Annotated in this window: 15 protein-coding genes; 2 read left to right on the forward strand and 13 right to left on the reverse strand. The window is 46.5% G+C overall.

Annotated elements, in window-relative coordinates; translation table 11 throughout:
* Positions 1-10: 10 nt before the first annotated feature.
* Positions 11-424 carry a MerR family transcriptional regulator gene (locus tag MHN02_RS06555; RefSeq protein ID WP_171337971.1) on the reverse strand — a complete coding sequence of 138 codons (414 nt, stop codon included), beginning with the start codon at positions 422-424 and terminating at the stop codon, positions 11-13.
* 92 nt (positions 425-516) lie between these two features.
* Here MHN02_RS06555 and MHN02_RS06560 point away from each other — a divergent pair, with 92 nt between their 5' ends.
* Both MHN02_RS06560 and MHN02_RS06565 read left to right on the forward strand, forming a co-directional pair.
* A complete protein-coding gene (locus MHN02_RS06560) occupies positions 517-1,758 on the forward strand; it encodes an NADH:flavin oxidoreductase/NADH oxidase family protein (RefSeq protein ID WP_171337970.1) in 1,242 nt (413 codons plus the stop codon).
* Between the two features lie 181 nt (positions 1,759-1,939).
* The gene (locus tag MHN02_RS06565) at positions 1,940-2,812 is read left to right on the forward strand and encodes an aspartoacylase (RefSeq protein WP_171337969.1); all 873 of its coding nucleotides are present in this window, start codon (positions 1,940-1,942) and stop codon (positions 2,810-2,812) included.
* 63 nt (positions 2,813-2,875) lie between these two features.
* On the opposite strand, the gene mutT is transcribed toward MHN02_RS06565, so the two are convergent.
* The 12 genes from mutT to murD all read right to left on the reverse strand — a co-directional run bounded on the left by mutT (position 2,876) and on the right by murD (position 18,141).
* Positions 2,876-3,259 carry an 8-oxo-dGTP diphosphatase MutT gene (mutT, locus tag MHN02_RS06570; protein ID WP_171337968.1) on the reverse strand — a complete coding sequence of 128 codons (384 nt, stop codon included), beginning with the start codon at positions 3,257-3,259 and terminating at the stop codon, positions 2,876-2,878.
* Positions 3,259-5,967: a preprotein translocase subunit SecA gene (gene secA / locus MHN02_RS06575; protein ID WP_171337967.1), complete on the reverse strand. Its 2,709-nt coding sequence runs from the start codon at positions 5,965-5,967 to the stop codon at positions 3,259-3,261. Before secA ends, mutT begins: the two co-directional genes overlap by 1 nt.
* 181 nt (positions 5,968-6,148) lie before the next feature.
* On the reverse strand, positions 6,149-7,027 hold the full coding sequence (locus MHN02_RS06580; protein ID WP_014950422.1) for a M23 family metallopeptidase: 879 nt from the start codon (positions 7,025-7,027) through the stop codon (positions 6,149-6,151).
* Positions 7,028-7,235: 208 nt separating this feature from the next.
* Positions 7,236-8,147: a UDP-3-O-acyl-N-acetylglucosamine deacetylase gene (lpxC, locus tag MHN02_RS06585; protein WP_014980041.1), complete on the reverse strand. Its 912-nt coding sequence runs from the start codon at positions 8,145-8,147 to the stop codon at positions 7,236-7,238.
* 214 nt (positions 8,148-8,361) lie between these two features.
* Entirely contained in the window at positions 8,362-9,528 is a 1,167-nt protein-coding gene (ftsZ, locus tag MHN02_RS06590) for a cell division protein FtsZ (protein WP_014980042.1), read from the reverse strand.
* 108 nt (positions 9,529-9,636) lie between these two features.
* Positions 9,637-10,866, reverse strand: a complete 1,230-nt coding sequence (ftsA, locus tag MHN02_RS06595) for a cell division protein FtsA (RefSeq protein WP_014980043.1) — start codon at positions 10,864-10,866, stop codon at positions 9,637-9,639.
* Positions 10,867-10,873: 7 nt separating this feature from the next.
* Positions 10,874-11,644 carry a cell division protein FtsQ/DivIB gene (locus MHN02_RS06600; RefSeq protein WP_014977223.1) on the reverse strand — a complete coding sequence of 257 codons (771 nt, stop codon included), beginning with the start codon at positions 11,642-11,644 and terminating at the stop codon, positions 10,874-10,876.
* A 2-nt stretch (positions 11,645-11,646) separates the two neighbouring features.
* The gene (locus MHN02_RS06605) at positions 11,647-12,630 is read right to left on the reverse strand and encodes a D-alanine--D-alanine ligase (RefSeq protein WP_014950427.1); all 984 of its coding nucleotides are present in this window, start codon (positions 12,628-12,630) and stop codon (positions 11,647-11,649) included.
* Between the two features lies 1 nt (position 12,631).
* Positions 12,632-14,077, reverse strand: a complete 1,446-nt coding sequence (gene murC / locus MHN02_RS06610) for a UDP-N-acetylmuramate--L-alanine ligase (protein ID WP_239245176.1) — start codon at positions 14,075-14,077, stop codon at positions 12,632-12,634.
* Complete coding sequence (gene murG / locus MHN02_RS06615; RefSeq protein ID WP_171337965.1) at positions 14,077-15,195, reverse strand: undecaprenyldiphospho-muramoylpentapeptide beta-N-acetylglucosaminyltransferase; 1,119 nt, start codon at positions 15,193-15,195, stop codon at positions 14,077-14,079. The genes murC and murG overlap by 1 nt, the downstream gene beginning before the upstream one ends.
* The gene (ftsW, locus tag MHN02_RS06620) at positions 15,188-16,612 is read right to left on the reverse strand and encodes a cell division protein FtsW (protein WP_171337964.1); all 1,425 of its coding nucleotides are present in this window, start codon (positions 16,610-16,612) and stop codon (positions 15,188-15,190) included. Before ftsW ends, murG begins: the two co-directional genes overlap by 8 nt.
* On the reverse strand, positions 16,609-18,141 hold the full coding sequence (gene murD, locus MHN02_RS06625) for a UDP-N-acetylmuramoyl-L-alanine--D-glutamate ligase (RefSeq protein ID WP_171337963.1): 1,533 nt from the start codon (positions 18,139-18,141) through the stop codon (positions 16,609-16,611). Before murD ends, ftsW begins: the two co-directional genes overlap by 4 nt.
* Positions 18,142-18,149: the final 8 nt, after the last annotated feature.

Genomic DNA, 18,149 nt, shown 5'->3' on the forward strand with positions numbered 1-18,149 from the left:
AACTTAACGGTTACTTCGCTTTTATTGAAAGCTCTGATAGTAAGCCATCTAATTCGCAAGCACTCATACAGTGTCCTTGCTCCCACAGTTCGCCCAGGCGCTGCATTAAATGCTCCATCTGCGCTTTTTGGTGCGACAGTGTTTTTAGCAAATGATTAATTTCAGCAGCACGATCTCTTAAGTGAGACATAACTTGCTGATGATCTAACCCTTCGCCACTTGCAAACAACCCAGGCAAATCATCAAGTGAAAAGCCAAGGCTTGTTGCAAACTTTATCATCTTCAGGCGCTCTACCGATTGGGAATCGTATTTGCGATACCCTTTCGCCGTCCTATCAGCCGCCGGCATAAGCCCTTTTTGCTCGTAAAACCGGATGGTGCTTGTTGGAAGACCAACCGTCTCAGCAAGTTGACCAATACGCATAATCTGTTCTTTTCAAATTTAACCTTGACCTTAAAGTTAACTTAAAGCTTATAGTAATTACAACATTATTTAAGTCTTTCGGAGAGCACCCTATGGCATCTGTTGTTTTTACACCGTTTACGTTACCGAACGGTAACACTATAAAAAATCGTCTTGCCAAAGCAGCAATGGAAGAAAACATGGCTCAAACAAACCAACTACCAGGGCAAGCATTACGCACCCTCTACCGTACATGGGCTGAGGGTGGCGTTGGCTTAATTATCACTGGCAACGTGATGGTAGACCACATGGCCATGACAGGTCCTGGAGGCCTTGCTTTAGAATCATCTACGCCATTAGCGCCATTCGAAGAACTTGCCAATGAAGCGAAAAGAAACAACACTCGCTTATGGATGCAAATAAACCATCCAGGACGTCAGGTGTTCAGAAAAATGGGTGGTAAAGTACTTTCACCGTCTGATATACCGTTAGATATGGGAAAGCACTCTGGCTTATTCGGGCAACCGAAAGCGATGTCAGAAGATGAAATAAACGATGTGATAACGCGCTTCGTAACAACAGCGAGGCTAGCGCAAAAGGCAGGTTACCACGGTGTACAGATACATGCTGCTCATGGGTATTTATTGGCTCAGTTTTTATCACCTCTTACCAATAAACGAACAGACAAGTGGGGAGGTACGTTAGAAAACAGAGCACGCTTGCTTCTTGAAATTACTGAACAAATACAGCAACACTGCGGTAACGACTTTGACATTGCTGTAAAGCTTAATTCTGCTGACTTTCAACGAGGCGGATTCGATGTACAAGATGCCCTGCAGGTGGTCAGGTTACTCGAAACGTTACACGTTGACATGATTGAACTGTCCGGAGGGAGTTATGAGTCCCCTGCCATGCAAGGTCGAACCGCAGACAATAGAACGCTTTCTCGTGAAGCGTACTTTCTTGAATTTGCCGCGCAAATTGCAGATGCAACCACACTTCCAATAATGACAACAGGCGGCATAAGAAGACTACCCATTGCTGAGAATGTAATTAATAGTGGGGTTCAAATGGTTGGCATTGCTAGCGCATTGGCTATAACACCCGACCTTCCAAACCAATGGCAAAGAATACCTCTTTTAGAAGGTGTCATTCCCATTGTTAATTGGAAAGACAAAACGCTAGCGGGTTTAGCGACAATGGCACAGGTGAAACGCCAGCTACGCAGAATTGGTAAAGGAAAAAAACCTGTTTCAAGTGCCAGCCCGATACTTTCGCTGATAATAGATCAATTCAGGTCCGCAAAATTGACCAAGCGTTATCGCCAACAATATTCGAGCGAAGTTTCTGAATAATAGTGTGAAATACCCTTTAAAGCTATTTGCGCCAACCGCAGTCTAATGTAGTATTTCTTCATCAATCAATGACTGCAGCACATCAGCATAGCCTTCGCATGGTTTAGCAATGTGTCTGGTTAACGATTTCATTTTCAGTGCATATCAATATTGATGTGCACTCGCTTCGAAGGGAAACCCAATGTTTGAATCAATCGCGCTTTTTGGTGGTACTCACGGTAATGAAACCAGTGGCATTCAGCTAATCAGAAACTGGCAACAATATGGAATGCCTGCGCGATTTAACACTTTGAACATATCGTTAAATATTGCAAACGAAGCGGCGCTCGCTGCCAATGTTCGTTTTGTTGAAGAAGACTTAAACCGACAATTTACATTAGAACGCCTAGAAAGTTCAGCGGCTTCCAAAGAAGCCATACTCGCTAAATCAATAAACGATAAGTTCGGACCAAAAGGCAATTCACAGACAGATTTTGTCATTGATATTCACAACACTACTAGCGAGATGGGCGCTACCCTTATCATTCTTGAAGCCGATGAATTTCATATTCAATTAGCTCGATACGTTAAGCAGCAAATGCCAGAAGCGAATATTTTGGTAGAAGATGAAAAAGCTTTTCTAGAACATGGCTATCTTTGCACCACAGGTAAAAAAGGCGTAATGATAGAAGTGGGTGGCCAGCCACAAGGCGTGTTGCGAGAAGATGTTTATCTGTTAACCCAGACTATGGCTGAAGCCATTTTGGATTTCTGTATGGCCTATAACAATGGTCAAATCGACGCTGAAACATTGCCAAAGTGTGAAGCGTTTCGCTTAGGCGACAATGTGTCTTTTCCATTAAATGAAAATGGCCATCGAACCGCAATGATTCACCACGCACTTCAGGACAGCGACTTCAAACCGCTGTTACCAGGCATGCCTGTTTTTAGAACATTTGATGGTAAAGATATTTTGTGGGAAGGCGAAAGCGAAACCTACCCGCACTTTATTAATGAGGCGGCGTACTTCAAGCTAGATGTGGCGTTTGCAACGTCTGAGCGCATTGAACTATAGCGAGGCTCAAGACGCGGGAAAGCGTGAATTAAAAAAAATGGCCACATGTAATGTGGCCATTTTTTATTGCTGTAATGCTTTAATTATTGGGACATTTGCCTCTGGAAAATCTGACGCATTAAGTGCATCAACATTTACCCAGCGAGACTGTTGCCCCTCTTTGCCATGAGGTTCGCCAGTAAAATCGTTCACTCGATGAACGTCTAGCTTAACTTGCTTGTCGCCATAGTCGTGAGTAATGACTATAACGGGTTCGCTGTGGTTGGCGTTAATCCCCACCTCTTCAGCAAGCTCTCGCTTTAATGCTTGAAGAACAGTTTCACCGCTTTCCACCTTTCCACCTGGAAATTCCCACTTCCCGCCTTGATGAACGTCATCAGGGCGAAGGGTGATGAAAATTTCATTGCCGCGGGCGATAACACCCACAGCAACATGTACGACTTTCATTACTTAAGCTTACCGTGACACTGCTTATACTTTTTGCCCGAACCACAAGGACATGGGTCGTTACGGCCTACTTTAGCGCCTTCACGAACCTGAGGGCGTACTGCATCGCTTGCGGTTTCTGGCGCAGCATTCGCCTCTTCATGTTCAAAGTTTTTAGGCACGTCATCCGCTTGACGACGCTGCTCTTCTACTTTTTGAACATCTTCTTCGGCTTGTACTTTAACGCGTGCAAGAATAGTAATTACTTCAACCTTCAGCGCTTCAAGCATTTGCGAGAACAAGGCAAATGACTCACGCTTGTACTCTTGCTTAGGGTTTTTCTGAGCATAACCGCGTAAGTGAATACCTTGGCGTAGATGATCCATCGCTGCCAAATGCTCTTTCCAATGGCTGTCTAGGTTTTGAAGCATCACCGCCTTTTCGAACTGACGTAATACCTGCTCGCCAACGACTGCTTCTTTTTCTTTATAGGCAGAGATCACTTCATTTAAAATACGTTCACGAAGCTTTTCTTCATACAGCTTATCGTCGTTTTCAAGCCACGTTTTAATAGGCATGTCTACCGCGAAGTCTGCGCGCATACGCTCTTCTAGGCCACTTACGTCCCACATTTCTTCCAGAGACTGTGGCGGAATGTATTCGTCAACAACACTTGAAATAACGTCTTCACGAATAGCGGCGATAGTTTCGCTAATATCCCCTTCATCAAGAAGTTCGTTACGCTGTTCGTAAATAACTTTACGCTGATCGTTAGCCACGTCATCGTATTCAAGCAACTGCTTACGAATATCGAAGTTGCGACCTTCCACCTTGCGCTGCGCGTTTTCAATGGCACGTGTAACCCATGGATGCTCGATGGCTTCACCGCGTTCCATACCCAAACGCTTCATCATGTTGCCCATTTTTTCAGAAGCGAAAATGCGCATAAGTGCATCGTCTAACGACAGATAGAAACGGCTGGAACCCGGGTCACCTTGACGACCAGAACGGCCGCGAAGCTGGTTATCAATACGGCGAGATTCGTGACGCTCAGTACCAATGATATGTAAACCACCTGAGGCAAGCACAGCGTCATGGCTTTCTTTCCATTCAGCTTTGATCTTCTCGATTTGCGCTTCAGTTGGATTTTCAATCTTCTCTACTTCTGCCTGCCAGTTACCACCTAACACGATATCGGTACCACGACCTGCCATGTTAGTCGCAATCGTAACCGCGCCTGGCTTACCAGCCTGAGCGACGATATCTGCTTCGTGTTCGTGGAACTTAGCGTTAAGCACTTTATGAGGAATTTTCGACTTCTTAAGAATGCGAGAAATGAGTTCTGAATTCTCGATAGACACAGTACCCACAAGCGTAGGTTGACCGCGTTTAACGCACTCTTTAATGTCTTCAACAATGGCTTCGTATTTTTCTTCTGCCGTTAGGTAGATGAGGTCAGCCATATCTTTACGCTGCATGGGACGGTTTGTTGGGATAACTACCGTTTCTAAGCCGTAAATATGGTTAAATTCGAAGGCTTCTGTATCTGCTGTACCTGTCATACCCGCAAGCTTGTTATACAAGCGGAAATAATTCTGGAAGGTAATTGACGCAAGGGTTTGGTTTTCGTTTTGAATACGTACCCCTTCTTTCGCTTCTACAGCTTGGTGTAAACCTTCGGACCAGCGACGGCCTTCCATCGTACGACCCGTATGCTCGTCAACAATAACGATTTGGTCTTCTTTAACGATGTAGTCTACGTCTTTAGCAAATAACTTGTGTGCACGAAGCGCAGCGTTAATATGATGAAGCAGTGAAATATTACCTGCAGCAAACAGCGACTCGCCTTCAGGTAGCATGCCCTCTTGTTGAAGAATTTCCTCAACGTGAATTTGACCTCGCTCGGTAAGATGAATTTGTTTTGCCTTAAGGTCAATCGTGTAGTCACCATCGCCCTCTTGACCTTCTTCATCTTCTTTTTCTTGCTGAACAAGTTTAGGAATAATGGTGTTGATGCGGCGATACAGCTCTGAGCTATCTTCGGCCTGACCAGAAATAATAAGTGGTGTACGGGCTTCGTCGATAAGAATTGAGTCTACCTCATCCACTACCGCATAGTTAAGCGGGCGCTGTACGCGGTCTTGTGGGCTAAATGCCATATTGTCACGAAGGTAGTCAAAACCAAATTCGTTGTTCGTACCATAGGTTACGTCAGCTTGATAAGCTTCACGCTTTTGCTGCGGCGACATACCAGGCACGTTACAGCCCACACGCATACCTAGGTAAGTAAATAACTGGTTACTCCACTCAGCATCACGACGAGCAAGGTAATCGTTCACAGTAACAACGTGAACCCCTTTGCCAGACAAAGCATTAAGGTAAGTTGGCAAGGTAGCAGTAAGCGTCTTACCTTCACCCGTGCGCATTTCTGAAATTTTACCTTGGTGAAGTACTTGACCACCTAGCATCTGAACGTCGAAGTGACGCATGCCGTATACGCGTTTACTTGCTTCACGCACAGTAGCGAAGGCTTCTACAAGAATATCGTCAAGGGTTTCACCCTTTTCAATACGCGCTTTAAATTCGTCTGTCTTAGCCTTTAGCGCCTCATCGGAAAGCTTTTCAAATTCTGCTTCCAGTGCATTGATGGCATCTACGTTTTTGCGTAATTTTTTTAATAGTCGGTCGTTTCTACTACCGAATACTTTTCGAAGGATGCTTGAAAACATTAGCTTTATTATTCCACTACTTGTCGAGGCGCCGCACAATGTGCACAGCTAAATTAAACGTATAAAACACAACGGTAACCACGTTGTGTTTTGCGATGTTCTAAAATTATGCTTCTTCGTTTTTGATGACTTTTAATAAGTAAAGACACCGTCTACGAGAATTACCTGGCTGCTACCTACGCTACTTTTTGTAGACAAAAGGCAGAGGATCGACTTGTTTTCCGTTTCTTATTACTTCGTAGTGAACATGAACGCCAGTTGAGCGCCCAGTATTGCCCATTTTAGCGATAGGTTCCCCTTTGGTTACCACGTCGCCTATTGAGACAGTAAGGGTGTCGTTATGCCCATAGCGGGTAACAAAACCATCACCGTGATCAATTTCTACAAGTTGGCCATAGCCGTAGCGATCACCAGCCCAGGTCACAATACCTGCGGCAGTTGCCACTACGTTTTCCCCTGCCTTACCAGCGAAATCTAGCCCTTTGTGCATAGTTGGTTCGCCGGTAAACGGGTCGGCCCGCATACCATAATAAGAAGACAACCACCCTGACTCTATCGGACGACCAGATAATTGGCTCTGTTCGTGGATATGGTGACCCCTGACCAAACTTTCAAGCATAGACAACTGTTGAGACTTCAAATCGAGTGATTGCTCTAGTTTGGCTATTTCGTGAAGGATGGGATCGTCTTGAAGGTTATCCGGTATCGATACCGGTACGAAAGCGTCCAGGTCAGCCGCTGACATACCTAATTCTGTTGCGATTTGCTTACCTTTCTCGTCCAGCAATGTAGCCTGCGCAGATAACTCTGCGACGTGAGAAAGCAAAGCTTGTAATTTGACCGTTGTTTGCTGTTTTAACGCTTCAACGTCTTTTTGCCGTTCGTTGACTTCAGTCTGTGCCAAACGAACTCGTGCAATATCTTCTGATACCGATTCTGTTGAACGGCTCGACACTAGCATAAAAATAGACGAGAGCACGGTTGCGCTCACAAGCGTACGGACACTAATACTGTGCCTATAGCGTTTATTTTTACCAGCGAGTGTAATTGTTAGTTTCATACCACGAAGAAAATTGCTGTTTCACGCCACTCTTTTCATACCACTTCATACCACGATGAATGTGTTTTTAGCCAAAGGCGACAACCTTCGACCTATCGTTTTTATGTCACATGGGTGAAATTTATATTAATTATTCGGCTACTGTATCATTTATTTCAGTAATTGCCATACGAAAAAAAGCCGCCCGTAAGGCGGCTTTTTAAAATTCTTACGCTAATGCGGGCTGAGCATAACGAATTGGTGCTGTTTCCTGCGAGTCGTAGGTTACGAACTCCCAACACTCTTTTTGCGCAAGTACTGCATTTAATAGCTTGTTATTCAGACCATGGCCTGTTTTGTACGCACGCAATTCACCAATTAGACTATGGCCACCAAGGTATAAGTCACCGATAGCATCCAAAATCTTATGCTTTAAGAACTCATCGTCGTAGCGCAATCCTTCAGGGTTGAGTACGCGGAATTCGTCCAACGCCACTGCGTTTTCCATGCTGCCACCCAACGCTAGGTTGTTAGCATTCATGTACTCTAAGTCGCGCATAAAACCAAAAGTTCGTGCACGGCTAACTTCGCTTACATATGAGCATGAATCAAAATCCATCACCATATGCTGACGAGTCTGACTGATCACTGGGTGATCGAAGTCAATTTGGAAATCAACGCGGAAACCGTCATAAGGCACTAATTCGGCCCACTTATCGCCATCTTCTACACGAACTGGCTTTTTAATACGAATAAATTGCTTAGGCGCGTTTAGCTCTTCGATACCGGCAGATTGAAGCAAGAATACGAACGGGCTAGCACTTCCGTCCATAATTGGCAGCTCGTTACTGTCTACTTCAACAATAATATTGTCGATACCTAAACCTGCAAGCGCAGACGCTAAGTGTTCTACCGTTTGGATAGTCACACCGTCTTCGTTATTCAGGCACGTACACAGCATGGTATTACCTACCGCGTTCGCACGCGAAGGTATGTCAACATGTGGTTCAAGGTCAACACGCCTAAACACGATACCCGTGTTTGCTGGCGCAGGTCGGAGAGTCATTGTGACCTTTTCCCCTTTATGAAGCCCAATTCCGGTCTCTTGTACCGATTGCTTGATTGTACGTTGTCTAATCATCTGCTTAAGCTTTTACCTATTAAAAAAAGCGGGCGCGAATTATAGTGAGTTATTACTCACATGTCAAAAAACACCCGTTCTGACGGATTTAACTCTGTCAGATTACGTATTTAATCAACCTATCCACGCGAAATTTTTCACGTTGTATAAATACACCTTACTAGGTGAGACATCACAAACGCGAAATAATTCCCTTCCGTTTCAGGCAGCTAAATTAGTCTGCCTGCTTACGAAGAAATGCAGGAATATCTAAATATTCCAAATCATTTTCTGGCTGTGCACTGTCGTCGGCCTTCAGCGCCTGATTGCCCTCTGTACCGCCTACTGCAGAACGTGGTTCACTTGATTGCGTGTTACCGTATTCTTTTGCAGGCTGTGTTAGACGAGAGCCTTCAGAGCTTACTAGCGAAATGTCAGGCTTGCGCTCTGCGCCAATACCGGTTGCAACAACCGTTACGCGAAGCTCGTCTGTCATTTCCATATCGATCACTGTACCCACAACCACTGTGGCATTCTCTGAGGCAAACGCTTTAACGGCGTTACCAACAGTCTCAAACTCGTCGATGGCGAAATCTGGACCCGCAGTGATATTTACAAGAATACCGCGCGCGCCTGACAAGTCGATATCTTCAAGAAGCGGACTGGCAATCGCGGCTTCAGCAGCTTCTTCAGCACGGTCTGGACCGCTTGCAGCGCCACTACCCATCATCGCTTTACCCATCTCAGACATAACGGTACGTACGTCTGCGAAGTCAACGTTGATTAGACCAGGACGGGTAATCAGTTCAGCAATACCTTGAACTGCACCGCGTAATACGTCATTTGCAGCGCTAAACGCTTGAAGAAGCGGCGTGCCTGGACCCATTACTTTTAACAGCTTTTCATTAGGAATGGTAATTAGCGAGTCAACGTTGTTAGACAACTCAACAATGCCCTGTTCCGCAAACGAGGTGCGTTTTTTACCTTCAAATGGAAATGGCTTGGTAACTACCGCTACCGTAAGAATGCCCATTTCACGAGCAATTTTTGCCACTTCTGGCGCTGCGCCCGTTCCTGTACCACCGCCCATACCGGCAGTAATGAAAACCATGTCTGCACCGTCTAGCGCCTGACGAATGGTTTCTCTATCTTCTTGTGCTGCTTCTCGACCAATGTTCGGATCAGCACCCGCACCTAACCCTTTTGTTACACTTGAGCCAATTTGAAGTGTAACGTCTGCACTTGAGCTGCGAAGCACCTGTGCATCGGTGTTAACTGCAATAAATTCTACGCCTTCAATGCTTTGAGACACCATGTGCTCAACGGCATTGCCGCCGCCGCCACCGACACCGATGACTTTGATTACGGCTTCTTCGCCGTGACTATCCATTAATTCGAACATACTTACTCTCCGGTTGTACGTCTTTTAAACACTACGCCAGGTCATTCCCTTAGGCTAATTGCTTCCTGCTAGCCTTGATGCCGTAGCTATAGCGCCCCCAAAATAAAATTAAAATTCACCTTTAAACCAGCTTTGCACTCGATGAAATAAGCTTTCACCGGTCTTCTGCGTACTGGACTTCTTATTGTCAGATTGTACTTTGCCATATTGCAGCAGTCCTACGACTGTCGCAAATCCAGCGTCATCAACATATTCGGACAAGCCTTTTACGTTGATGGGTTTGCCCACGCGCACGGGCATCTGGAAAAGTTCTTCGGCAAATTCCACGGCACCTTCCATCTTAGCGGTACCGCCTGTAAGCACAAGGCCTGCAGCGATTTGCTCTTCCAGACCGCTGGCACGAATTTCATCATGTACCAGCTCAAAAAGCTCTTGATAGCGAGGTTCAATCACCTCAGCTAACGTATGACGAGACATCACTCTAGCTGGGCGTCCGCCCACGCTAGGCACTTCAATGCTGTCTTCCATACTCACCATATCCTTCAATGCACAGGCGTAATTCACCTTAATTTCTTCTGCATTGCTGATAGGCGTTCTAAATATTTTAGCAATGTCGCTGGTAATTTGATTACCCGCAACCGGTATTACCGCCGTGTGACGAATAGCGCCATCGGTGTAGATAACCATATCCATAGTACCACCACCGATATCAACCACACATACGCCAAGCTCGCGCTCGTCGTCAGTCAGTACCGCATAACTTGATGCCAACGCTGAAAAGATCAGCTGATCGGCATTAAGTTCACAACGCTCAACACATTTCACCATGTTTTTCGCCATATCGTCGGCACAGGTAATAATGTGAGCATCCGCTTCCATTCTTACTCCCGACATGCCAATAGGGTTCTTAATCCCTTCCTGCACATCAATAGTAAATTCTTGTGGTAACACGTGTAGTAGACGACGTTCCGCTGCAATAGGCACACTGCGCGCTGCATGAATAACGTTATCTACGTCTTCTTGTGTTACTTCCTGATTGTTAATCGGTACCATGCCATTTTCATTTTGGCACTTAACGTGTCGTCCCGAGATAGACATAAAAACTGAAGACACACGGCAATCTGCCATTAACTCCATCTCGTTTACTGCACGCTGGACCGATTTCACCACCAGGTTCAAATCGTTAACGCCGCCCTTATCCATGCCTTTCGATGCATGGGTGCCCACGCCAACAATACTGATTTGATCATCTTCTAGTAATTCACCCACAACAGCTTTTACTTGGCTGGTGCCGATATCTAGTCCTACAATCAAATTGCGTTCAGCAGGTTTTGACATGGTTTCCTTAACTCTCTTCATCTGTGGCGCTGTCGTCTTTCCATCCGACTGCTACGCCCGTGTCATAGCGAAGGTCGACGTATTTCACCGCCTTCTCTTGTTGCGCCAGAAGTGGATAAACATCAATAAAGCGTTGTAGCCTATCGATAAACTCCTGGCGTCCTAAATTCAATTTAATGCCGTTTTTCAACTGCACTTGCCATGCAAATCGCTCGCTTAAGGACAGCTCGTCTAACGTCATATCCGTCGTCGCAATCAACGCGTGCATGGCGTTGTAGCCTTCAAGGGCGGTTTTTTCGCTGCCACCCGGGCCGTAAAGACGCGGTAAGTCTAACTTCACGCCTTCGTCGTTAAACGTATCGCCATAAGGGTTTAACAACAAATCTTCATTCCATTGCGCAACTGGCTGCTGCTCAACCAAATAAATTTTTAACGTATTTGGCCACTTCTTTCTTACTGACGCGCGATAAACCCAAGGCTGCGCTTCAACAAGCTCAAATACTTCGTTGACGTCAAGCGCGAAAAAGCTTCCAGGCTGCGCCTTACGTATTAACCGCTCTAGCTTGGTAATATCGATGTGCTGATAATCACCAGAAAAATCGATAACCTGTACCGGCATTTGCTGTTCGTCTTGCAAATACTGGTTTGCTTTAAGCCCACCAAACACTAATCCTGCAATAACAAACAGTAAGAAAGCGACGCCGCCCCACACTGCCGTTTTACTTTTGCCGCTCTTTGCAGAAGCGGGCTTACCTTGATTAGTGTTGGTATCAGCCACGTTTACGCCTTGTTTGCAACGTCATCAAAACTGGTAGAAAGAATACTTAATACCAGTTCATCAAAAGTTAATCCTGCAACTTTGGCTGCCTTAGGCACCAAACTTTTTTCTGTCATGCCAGGCACTGTGTTCGCCTCTAGCAAATAAAACTGCCTTTGGTTGTCCTGCATAACGTCAATTCTACCCCAGCCGCTGCCAGAAATAGCATCAAAAGCACGGGATGCTAGTTTTGCTAGCTGTGCTTCTTGCTCTTCAGACAAGCCGCTTGGGCAATAATATTCTGTTGTATTATCCTGATATTTCGCAGCATAATCATAGAATGTATGTGGAGTGGACATGCGAATAGACGGCAACGCCTGTCCCTGCAATACAGAAACAGTGAATTCGGGGCCATCTATATACTGCTCTAACAGGACTTGATTATCATATTTAAAGGCGTCCTGAATGGCAGTTTCGAGCTGTTTAGCGCTTGTCACTCTCGCCATGCCAATACTCGACCCTTCTCTGGCCGGTTTTACCATGACTTCATTCCCCAATTTATCCATTATAGCGCTGCACTTACCAGCTTCAAAGTGCCTTTTATCAGCAATTTCATATTTTGCAGTGGGTAAGCCTAAACTTTGCCACACTTGCTTAGTATGAATTTTGTCCATTGCCAGCGCAGAACCTAAAACTCGGCTTCCCGTGTAGGGGATTTTTAGGAACTGAAGGGCTCCTTGCATAGAGCCATCTTCACCACCGCGACCGTGCAGCATAATGAGCGCTCTATCGACGTTAAGGTCGATAAGGTCGGTCAGAGGTCGCTCTGCTGGGTCAAACGCAAACGCATCTACGCCTTGTCGTAACAATGCATTTAACACCGCATTGCCCGAATTAAGCGATACTTCCCGTTCAGCAGAGTCACCGCCGAGCAGCACAGCTACTTTGCCATACTCGTTCGGCGAGTGGGTTTTCTGTGAGTGAATACTTACTGAAGGTGTAAACATCTTATTTCCCTTCCTTTGCAAGTGTGATCGGCTCTAGCGCGTGACGAGCTAAGAGCTTAGCAATTTGTCCGATGTTGCCCGCCCCTTGGGTCATAACGATGTCGCCATCTTGCATGATATTCGCCAAAATAGCTGGTAAGGCGTCTTTGTCACCTACGTACACAGGCTCTATTTGACCGCGCTGACGAATGGAACGGCATAGCGCTTTACTGTCAGCACCTTCAATAGGTTGTTCACTGGCAGCATATACATCCAGAAGCAACAGTGCATCAACGCTCGACAGTACCTCAACAAAGTCTTCGTAAAGGTCGCGGGTGCGCGTAAAGCGATGTGGCTGGTAAACCATAACCAAGCGCTTATCAGGCCAGTTTGCACGAGCCGCAGCGATAGTCGCCCTTACTTCGGTTGGGTGGTGACCATAGTCATCGACTAAACACACCTCTCCCTTACTGGTAGTAAACGTACCTAGCTGCTCGAAACGACGACCTATGCCGCCAAAACTAGCTAGTGCGCGAATGATAGCGTCGTCATCTACACCTTCATCCGTTGCTACAGCGATAGCGGCAAGGGCATTAAGCACGTTGTGGTTACCGGTGAAGTTCAGCGTTATATCTAACGGTTCGCGTTCTGGGCGAATAACCGTAAAATTCGCTTTACCGAATGACAGTGAAACATTTTCTGCGCGATAGTCATTGTGAGATTCAAAACCGTAGGTCAGAATACTTCGGCCTATACGAGGGCGAATCTCTTGAATATTTGCATCGTCACCGCACACGATGGCCTGCCCGTAAAAGGGAAGGTTCGACAAGAAATCAACAAAGGTATCTTTCACCTTTGAGAAATCGCCACCATAAGTATCCATATGGTCGGCTTCAATATTGGTCACCACGGAAACCATCGGCTGCAAATGAAGGAAGGACGCATCGCTCTCGTCAGCCTCTGCGATTAGATAACGGCTTTTGCCTAGTCGCGCATTCGTACCAGCGCTGTTAAGCAAACCACCGATAACAAACGTAGGATCATACTCCGCTTCTGCGAAAATCGTTGAAATCAAACTGGTTGTAGTCGTTTTGCCGTGGGTACCCGCCACCGCAATACCGTGGCGGAATCGCATCAATTCTGCCAGCATTTCTGCACGGCGAATAATCGGAATGCGCTTTTCACGAGCCACGATAATCTCTGGGTTTTGCTCGTTGATGGCGCTAGACACCACAATAACGTCCATGCCTTCAACATTTTCCGCACGGTGGCCTATTTTCACATCTGCACCTAATTCGCTTAGCCGCTGTGTCATTGGCCCTTCTTGAATGTCAGAGCCAGCAATAGCATAACCTTCGTTTAATAATACTTCGGCAATACCACCCATACCGGCACCGCCGATACCAATAAAGAATATATTTTTAACCCTGCGCATTTGCGGGCTTTCAAATGGGGTTTTAAAAACCATTAGTCCCCTACTCCTACCACGCTTTTAACGTGGCTTACTACATTTTCCGTGGCATGAGTGCTTGCACATGTTTTCGCTACCGCACCCATTCTTAAGCAGTCTTCAGGGTGTTTTAACCACTGACGCACCGCCTGCCCCAAATTTTCTTTCAATACAGATTGAGCAATCATTAGTGCCGCATTTTGCTTAACTAACGATTGCGCATTTTTTGTTTGGTGATCGTCTACCGCAAAAGGTAGCGGTACGAAAATCGCCGCGCGTCCGGCAGCCGCAACTTCACTTACCGTAAGCGCTCCGGCTCTGCAGACAATAAAATTTGCCCATTCGTACGCTGCCGCCATATCATCGATAAAGTCGCTGACATCGATTTTCGACATATCTGCGCCCACCGACGAGTAGGCTTTAATGACACCTTCACTGTTGCCTTTACCGCACTGGTGTTTTATTGATAAACCTTCTAGCACCCCGCAAGTCTCCGGCACGGTTTCATTGAGAATTTGTGCGCCTAAACTGCCGCCTACAACAAGTAAATTAAGGCCTTGTTTATGCTCTGTGGTGTTTTCACGAGCGTCTGCGTCAATGTCTACAGATTTGGGCTTCACCTGCCAAATTTCATCACGAACAGGATTGCCCACAGTATGCACCTTAGTAGCGCCACCTGAAAATTGTTCTTTGGCATCGTCAAAGCCCAGAAGCACGCGACTTGCGAATTTACTAAGAAGCTTATTGGTCATGCCTGCCGCTGCATTTTGTTCATGCACAATAACGGGAATACCTAAGCTTTTTGCAGCAACCCCACCAGGGCCGCTAGCGTAACCGCCAAACCCAACAACGATATCAGGTTGAAGGCGCTTTATAATTCGCCTTGCAGAAAATAAGCTTTTAACTAACGCAACAGCACCTTGAAGACGTGCCGTAACACCTTTGCCACGAAGCCCTTTTACCGGAATAAAGTGAATAGGTATGTCGTGCTTAGGCACAACTTGCGCTTCCATCCGCTCGGCGGTGCCTAGCCAATGAATGTCCCAACCTTCCTTTCGAAGCGCGTTTGCCACTGCAAGGCCTGGGAAAACATGCCCGCCTGTACCGCCAGCCATAATTAAGCAACGCTTAGCCATTATCAGCCTCCTGCGCTACCCGCGCGAGTATAGCTTTAATGCCAGCTTTTCCTTCGTCTTCTGCACTTGATGTTTTGGCGCTAGGTTTAGCTTCAACCGTCGCTGTAGAAAAATCCGCTTCATCGGCCCCGCTCTCTACACTTGCCTCACCTTCAGCTTGTGACGCTTTAGTTTGCGACTCGCTTGTAGGAATAGGCTTTTTACGGCGGGCCTTGCTCTTACCGGATTTGCTGTCGCACCGGCCAATCGCCTGTACGCCATCAACCCGTAATTCAAAATCGATACGAAGTAATATGGCTACTGCTACTGACATGATGATAAGTGACGAGCCGCCGTAGCTAACTAACGGCAGTGTTAACCCTTTGGTTGGCAGGATACCCGCGCTTGCACCAATATTTACCGCCGTCTGGAAACTGAACCAGATGCCTATGCTGTAAGCCATGTAACCATCAAACGCTCGCCCTTTTTCAAGTGCCTTATTTCCAATGCTCAGCGCACGCAACACCATCCACAAAATTAGGCCGAGTACGGCAAGCACACCAACAAAGCCTAACTCTTCCGCTAAGATGGCCATAACAAAGTCAGTGTGTGCTTCGGGTAAGAATTCCAGTTTTTGCAAACTATTGCCTAGGCCTTGCCCAAACCAGTTACCGCGGCCATAGGCCATTAAAGACTGGGTTAGCTGATAACCAGCGCCAAACGGATCAGCCCAAGGGTCTAAAAAGGAGGTAACCCGTTTCATTCGGTATTCTTCAAACACGATAAGCGCTACAACCGCCAATATGCCTGCAAACACCAGTGCGAAGAACTGCCAAAGTCGTGCACCCGCTAAAAACAGCAAGCCAATCGTGGTTGCAAACATCACAACGACGGTACCTAAGTCTGGCTGTAGCAGTAATAGCATCGCTAACGCAAAGAACACGACAAGGGGTTTAATAAATCCTTTTAGATTTTCGGTCACTTCTTCGTAGCGGCGAACCAGATAACCCGCCAAATAGGCAAAGAAAAAGAGCTTAGCAGGCTCGGCAGCTTGAATGGTTATAGGCCCAATCGCCAACCAACGGGTACTCCCGTTCACCGTTCGACCGACAAGCAATACTGCTACGAGCAGCGCAATCGCCGCGAGTAACAGGTACGGGTTAGTGGTACGCCAAAACTGCATCGGCAGTTGAAGGGTTATCATTGCAGCCGTCAAGGCACACGCAATATAAATACCGTGGCGAATAGCAAAATAGAAGGGGTTGTCGTGCAGCCTATCGGCCACCGGCATCGACGCCGAGGTGACGATAATAATGCCAATACTCATTAGCGCGAGCGCAATTAAGATAAGCGTCACGTCATAGGGGTGCGTTGCCGAAGGTTGTCCGTCGTGCTTCGCGGCAAATAACGCGCTAAGTTTGGTAGAGGCAGCAATCATGATGTGGCCTCCACAGCATCGTCGCTCTTACTGTGTAGATTAAGTAGGTCGTGTACATCTTGTTTAAACACGTCACCGCGATGCATATAGTTCTTAAACATATCTAAACTTGCACACGCAGGCGAAAGCAGCACAACATCACCAGGGGCAGCAAGTCTTGTTGCTGCTTTTACGGCGTCTTTCATCGTTGCCACACGAGTTGTATGCGCAAAACTCTTTTCAAACAGGTGTGCATCTTTGCCCAAAGCAAACACGTGCGATACATATTTAGTTAGATAAGGCGAGAGGCTGGCTATATCAGCGCCTTTAGCGTCACCACCTGCAATAAGAATGAGCTTCCCTTGTATAGTCGGGGCTAACCCTTCAAGGGCAGCTACCGTGGCGCCAATGTTGGTTGCTTTAGAATCGTCGATATAGCGGATGTCGTTTACACGGGCTATTTCCACACAACGATGTGGTGCAGCTTTAAAACTGTGTAGATGTTTAACAGCGAGCGCTGGCGAAACACCTAGCTGAAGGCAGATACCCAATGCAGCCATGATGTTTAGTACGTTGTGCATGCCCGCCAAATGAATATCGCTAAGGGCAATAAGCTTTTCGTCTTTAAACGTTATATATAGACTTTGTTCATTGTCACGAGCACTATCGTCACCGTCAAAAGACGCAATCGCAAACCCTGTGGTCGACTCTCCCAGTCCATATTCAACGATATTTTTTGACGCTAGCGACTCTTCATTAGACGCGGCATTAGATTCGCCATCAGATACTGCATTTGATGCAGCAATCCCCTTAGCATCGGTAATAAGCTGCTCGTAAGGTGCTACAAACTCACCGTCTCGCCACACAACCGCAGATTTCGCGTTATCAAAAATGCGATGCTTGGCATCGATATAGGCTTCAAGGGTACCGTGACGGTCTAGGTGATCATCGGAAATATTAAGGACAGTAGCAGCTTCGAGCACCAAGCTAGACGTTGTTTCAAGTTGAAAACTTGATAACTCCATCACCACTACATCTGCATCACTTTGAAGCGCTTCAAGCACAGGGCGACCTACGTTACCCGCTTCAATACTTTTTACGCCGCACTTTTTGAGCAGATGGTTCACTAATAAAGTAACCGTGGTTTTACCGTTAGAGCCGGTTATACCTACTACGCGCTTAGCTGGCGTAGCATCACTCGTGGAGGCATTTAAACGGGCAAACAATTCCACGTCGCCGATCACCTCAACACCACACTTTTGCGCTAAAGCCACTTGTTCAATATCAAGAGCAAGCCCCGGGCTTAACACCAAGGTGTCTACACCATCAAAGTAATCCTCGCTTAGAGCAGTGCAAGTGACCTTCTCTGCCATAAACGCGTGCATGTCAGTATCAATATCAGAATCAGGGTCGGTAACTAGAGTAAAATTAGCACGGGTATCAAATGCTTTAACCGTTGCCTGCTTTTGCAACAAAAAGCGCACGCAAGCCTGACCTGTAACACCTAGGCCACCGACTACATAACTATGCTCACGTACGTTATACGACATTACGATTT

Source organism: Alteromonas sp. CNT1-28 (assembly GCF_022348345.1).
In the GTDB taxonomy this organism is placed as follows: Bacteria; Pseudomonadota; Gammaproteobacteria; order Enterobacterales; family Alteromonadaceae; genus Alteromonas; species Alteromonas macleodii.

Bases quoted from the DNA above. Each gene is read 5' to 3' on its own strand.
- MHN02_RS06555 (WP_171337971.1), bottom strand. From the start codon at position 424: ATGCGTATTGGTCAACTTGCTGAGACGGTTGGTCTTCCAACAAGCACC.
- MHN02_RS06560 (WP_171337970.1), top strand. From the start codon at position 517: ATGGCATCTGTTGTTTTTACACCGTTTACGTTACCGAACGGTAACACT.
- MHN02_RS06565 (WP_171337969.1), top strand. From the start codon at position 1,940: ATGTTTGAATCAATCGCGCTTTTTGGTGGTACTCACGGTAATGAAACC.
- mutT (WP_171337968.1), bottom strand. From the start codon at position 3,259: ATGAAAGTCGTACATGTTGCTGTGGGTGTTATCGCCCGCGGCAATGAA.
- secA (WP_171337967.1), bottom strand. From the start codon at position 5,967: ATGTTTTCAAGCATCCTTCGAAAAGTATTCGGTAGTAGAAACGACCGA.
- MHN02_RS06580 (WP_014950422.1), bottom strand. From the start codon at position 7,027: ATGAAACTAACAATTACACTCGCTGGTAAAAATAAACGCTATAGGCAC.
- lpxC (WP_014980041.1), bottom strand. From the start codon at position 8,147: ATGATTAGACAACGTACAATCAAGCAATCGGTACAAGAGACCGGAATT.
- ftsZ (WP_014980042.1), bottom strand. From the start codon at position 9,528: ATGTTCGAATTAATGGATAGTCACGGCGAAGAAGCCGTAATCAAAGTC.
- ftsA (WP_014980043.1), bottom strand. From the start codon at position 10,866: ATGTCAAAACCTGCTGAACGCAATTTGATTGTAGGACTAGATATCGGC.
- MHN02_RS06605 (WP_014950427.1), bottom strand. From the start codon at position 12,630: ATGTTTACACCTTCAGTAAGTATTCACTCACAGAAAACCCACTCGCCG.
- murC (WP_239245176.1), bottom strand. From the start codon at position 14,077: ATGGTTTTTAAAACCCCATTTGAAAGCCCGCAAATGCGCAGGGTTAAA.
- murG (WP_171337965.1), bottom strand. From the start codon at position 15,195: ATGGCTAAGCGTTGCTTAATTATGGCTGGCGGTACAGGCGGGCATGTT.
- ftsW (WP_171337964.1), bottom strand. From the start codon at position 16,612: ATGATTGCTGCCTCTACCAAACTTAGCGCGTTATTTGCCGCGAAGCAC.
- murD (WP_171337963.1), bottom strand. From the start codon at position 18,141: ATGTCGTATAACGTACGTGAGCATAGTTATGTAGTCGGTGGCCTAGGT.